Here is a 4,044-nt window from a genome sequence, read left to right as displayed (position 1 = left end):
CCCCCGCGTCGGGGGGGGGGGTAACGCCGCCGACCGGCCAGGTGCGCAGCGCCCGCTCGAAGGCGTCGGCCAGCGCGTCCTCGGCCAGCGCCACATCGCCACAGCGAGCCGCCAGCAGGGCGAGCAACCGGCCGTAGGAGGTGCGGGCCGCCGCCTCGGCAGCCCGCCGCACGGCATCGGTCACGTCCACTCGCCCGCGACGCAGGAGGTGGCCACCGGCCGCACCTCCAGCACCGCGTAGCTCGCCGCCGGGCACTTCTCGGCCCAGCCGAGCGCGACGTCCAGATCGGGCACGTCCACCACGAACACCCCGGCCAGCGCCTCCTTGGTCGCCGCGAACGGCCCGTCCTGCACCTGCGACGACCCGTTGCGCCGGGTCACCGTGGTGCTCGCCTGCTGACCGGCGAGGATGTCCGCGCCGACCAGCACCCCCGCCTCCTGCAACGCGCGGCCGTAGGCGCCGAACGCCCGCCGCATCTCCTCGATCGCCTCGGCCGGGATCTCGCCGTCGGCGGGCTCTTCGTGGTGGATCAGGAACGCGTACCGCATCGGTCTCTCCTTCTCGCCGGGGCCGGATCCAGTATCCGGCGTCGACCCGTGCACAGAGATGACGATCGGGCCTGCGCCGAATCGACAGACCCGGGGCGGACGATGCCTTTCCACGGTGACCAGCCGCGCCGCCCCGCTGACCGGTGTCGACGGATCGACCGACACGCGAGGGGTGCTCAGCGCGGTACGGTTCGACGGTTACGGTGACCGCCGCTCGTAGTCCGCCGGACAGCTGACCGGGCGGAGCGGACAGAGGCGAGGAGAGTTCCGGGGATGGCGCTGGTCGTCTGGGCCACGAACAACAAGTCGATGCCGCGGCTGGACGGCTCGATCAAGAACAAGGTCTACGACTTCTTCGAAAAGGTCAGGGCCGACGACACCCTGCCGGGCCTGCACATCGAACCCATCCAGGGCGCGGTGGACCGGCGGGTCCGCACCGGCCGGGTCGACATCAACTACCGCGCCATCATGTTCCGCATCGACGGCAAGGCGGGCGACACCACCTACATCTACCTCGGCACCTGGAAGCACGATGTCGCCAACAAGTTGGCGGAGAAGTCGACGCTGCGGGTGAATCCGGTCAACGGCGTGCTGGAGGGCATCGTCGGTGAACTCGACGGGCAGGCCGACCGCAAGAAGCGCTCGGTGGTCCCCGACCCGACCGGTCAGCTGGCCCGGCTGGCCGCGAACCCGGTCGGCTACCTCGGCCACGTCGGCTACACCATGGTCGACCTGACCGACCGCCTCGGCCTCGACCCCGACCTGGCCGGGCGCGCGCTGGCCGCCGCCGACCAGGACGAGCTGCTCACCGTCGCGCAGGACAGCGAGGTCGCCTGGCAGCAGAACGCGCTGCTCGAGCTGGCGGTCGGCCGCGATATCGAGGAGATCCGCGACGCCCTCGGCTTCACCGAGACCCCGGTCGACGAGTCCCTGGACGAGAACGAGCAGATCCTCGCCGCCCTGGACCATCCGGCGACGAAGATGCAGTTCACCCTCATCGACGACAACGACGAGCTGCGCCGGGTCATCGAGGACGGCGATTTCGCCGCCTGGCGTGTCTTCCTGCACCCCAAACAGCGGCGTTACGTGGAGCGCGACTATCAGGGCGCGTTCCGGCTGTCCGGCGGTGCGGGCACCGGCAAGACGGTGGTGGCCCTGCACCGGGCCAAGTACCTGCTCGACAGCGATCCCGGCGCGCGGGTGGTGCTGACCACCTTCAACCGTACCCTCGCCACGACCATGCTGGCCGATCTGCGCGCGCTCGACCCGTCGCTCCCTGTCGCCGATCGGCTCGGCGACCCCGGCGTGTATGTCGCGGGCGTGGACAGCCTGGCCCAGGCCGTGGTGAGCAGGGCGCCCGAGCCCGCCTATCAGGCCGCCGCCGAGCGGATCCTCGGCTCCGGCTCGGGCGCGCGGCGGCGCAAGCGGGTCGGCGACGACGTCGGCTGGGCAGAGGCCGTGCGGGCGGCGGGCGACGGTCTCGATCCGCGCCTGGCCACCACCGGGTTCCTCGCGCCGGAGTACGTGGCGGTGGTGCTCGGCAACGAGGTCACCACGGCCGAGCAGTACGCGCGGGTGCCGAGGGCCGGGCGCGGGGTCCGGTTGTCGCGGGCGCCGCGGCTCGGTGTGTGGCGGGTGGTCGAGGAGTACCGGCGGCGCGGACAGGCGGCGGGCAGGCTCAGCTACCCGGAGGTGCTGGCCGTGGCCGCCGCGATCCTCCAGGACCGCGCCGCGTCGGCGGACGGCCACCTCGCCGACCACGTCATCGTCGACGAAGCCCAGGACCTGCACGCCACCCACTGGCGACTGCTGCGCGCCCTGGTGCCCGAGGGCCCGAACGACCTGTTCATCGCCGAGGACTCGCACCAGCGCATCTACGGCCAGCCGGTGGTCCTGCAGCGGCTGGGCATCAACATCCGCGGCCGCTCCAGCAGGCTGACGCTCAACTACCGCACCACCGCCCAGAACCTGCACTTCGCGGTGAGCATTCTGGAGGGCGCCGACTACCGCGATCTCGAAGAAGGCCAGGAGAGCACCGCGGGCTACACCTGTGCCCGGCTCGGGCCCGCCCCCGAGCTGATCGAATGCGCCTCCACCGAGGAGCAGTACCGGATGGTGGCCGAGACCATCCGCGCCTGGCTCGGCCGCGGCGTCCGCTCGGGCGAGATCGCCGTGCTCACCAGGGCCGCGCAGGATCGTGATCGCTTCGTCCAGGAGCTGAACCGCCGCGACATTCCCGCCGCCGCTCTGGACAAGGACCCGGCCACCGGCGACGAGGTGCAGGTGTTGACCATGCACCGCGGCAAGGGCATGGAGTTCCGCTGCGTCGTGCTCGCGGGCATCGACACCGATCATGTGCCCGCCCGCACGGCGGCGCAGGTCCCCGAGGAGGAGCAGGCCGACGCCAGGCGGCGGGAACGCTCGCTGCTGTATGTGGCGGCCAGCCGCGCCAGGGACGAGCTGGTCGTCACCTGGTCCGGTGTGCGCTCGGAACTGTTGCGCTGAACCGGTTTCCGCGCCCGCGGGCTGCTGTCAGCGGGCCGACAGCAGCCTGCCCAGTTCGGACGCGCTGGTGGAGTCCATGCGCACCACGTGGAATCCGTCGGCGGCCAGCCCGCTGACCCGTTCCTCGTCGGCGTCCTCGAGCACCACGACCTTGGCCTGCGGCCAGGCGATGTCCACCGGCCAGTAGTAGCGCCCGATCTCGGTGTCCACCAACGGCTCCGGCACACCCGTGCGCGCCAGCTCGGCCACCAGTTGCCGCACCGCGTCGGTCGTGTGCACGGCGTCGAGCCGCCAGGCCGGTTCTGCCGCCGGAGCGGCGCTCGTCAGTGCCAGCCGGACGAACACCTCCAGCGCGCCCGCGCGGGACAGCTGGGGGTGGAAGCGCTCGTTGCGGTAGGAGCGCAGGCAGCCGTAGCAGGAGGTCTCGATCCCGCACTCGCAGTTCGCGACCCGGTCGGCCGCTACCTTCAGCACCCTGTCGAGTTCGCGCGCGATCTGCTTGGCCGCGCCTGCGCCTGCGGGGACGGTGTCGAACAGCACGATGGACCGACGGCCGTCCGCGCTCCACGACAGCGTGCCGTCGATGTCGTCCCGGCTGATCTCCAGCGCCTCCGAGGCTCCTTCGAGCAGGGCGTAGAGCACCGACAGCCAGGTGGATTCGCCGGCCTTGTCGTCGATGACATCGGTGAAGGTGAATTCGGCGACATCGGTCTCGTAGCTGTGCGCCAGCGAGACCACCGACGGTTTGCCCGCGCACGGCGCCCCGGTCACCGGGTGGTCGTGCTTGGTGGAGTTCCTCGGATCGAACGGATCGGCCCAGCCGCACCACGGGCACAGCGCGAACCCCGAGCCCGCGCCTTCGCCGATGACCATCATGCGCGCCCGCGTCCCCGCGCGGGCGCGCACCTCGGCGCCGCCCGGCGGCGGCCCGGCGAAGTCCTGCGAGCTGTCCCCGCTCGACTGGACAAAGGCGGCCCCGGCCCACGTGCG

Annotated in this window: 3 protein-coding genes and 1 pseudogene; 1 reads left to right on the top strand and 3 read right to left on the bottom strand. The window is 71.9% G+C overall.

The genetic code is table 11. The features are described 5' to 3' along the window. Together QH283_RS15150 and QH283_RS15145 are read right to left on the bottom strand one after the other, a co-directional pair. A pseudogene (locus QH283_RS15150) lies at positions 1-184 on the bottom strand (RNA polymerase subunit sigma-70); the annotation flags it as partial. Then, a complete protein-coding gene (locus tag QH283_RS15145; protein WP_280503639.1) occupies positions 181-549 on the bottom strand; it encodes a YciI family protein in 369 nt (122 codons plus the stop codon). The gene QH283_RS15145 and the pseudogene QH283_RS15150, both read right to left, overlap by 4 nt. Before the next feature lie 273 nt (positions 550-822). Between QH283_RS15145 and QH283_RS15140 the strand changes: the two genes are divergently transcribed. Then, positions 823-3,054 (top strand): 3'-5' exonuclease, encoded by a 2,232-nt coding sequence (locus QH283_RS15140; RefSeq protein WP_280503638.1) that lies wholly within the window; start codon positions 823-825, stop codon positions 3,052-3,054. A 27-nt stretch (positions 3,055-3,081) separates the two neighbouring features. On the opposite strand, the gene QH283_RS15135 is transcribed toward QH283_RS15140, so the two are convergent. Then, on the bottom strand, positions 3,082-4,044 hold a 963-nt coding region (locus QH283_RS15135), incomplete at its 5' end, for a DUF1998 domain-containing protein (RefSeq protein ID WP_280503637.1).

The sequence above is a fragment of the Nocardia farcinica genome, from assembly GCF_029867845.1.
Lineage (GTDB): Bacteria > Actinomycetota > Actinomycetes > Mycobacteriales > Mycobacteriaceae > Nocardia > Nocardia farcinica_A.
Note: the sequence above shows the minus strand (reverse complement) of the source record. Positions and strands in the feature narration are given on the sequence as shown.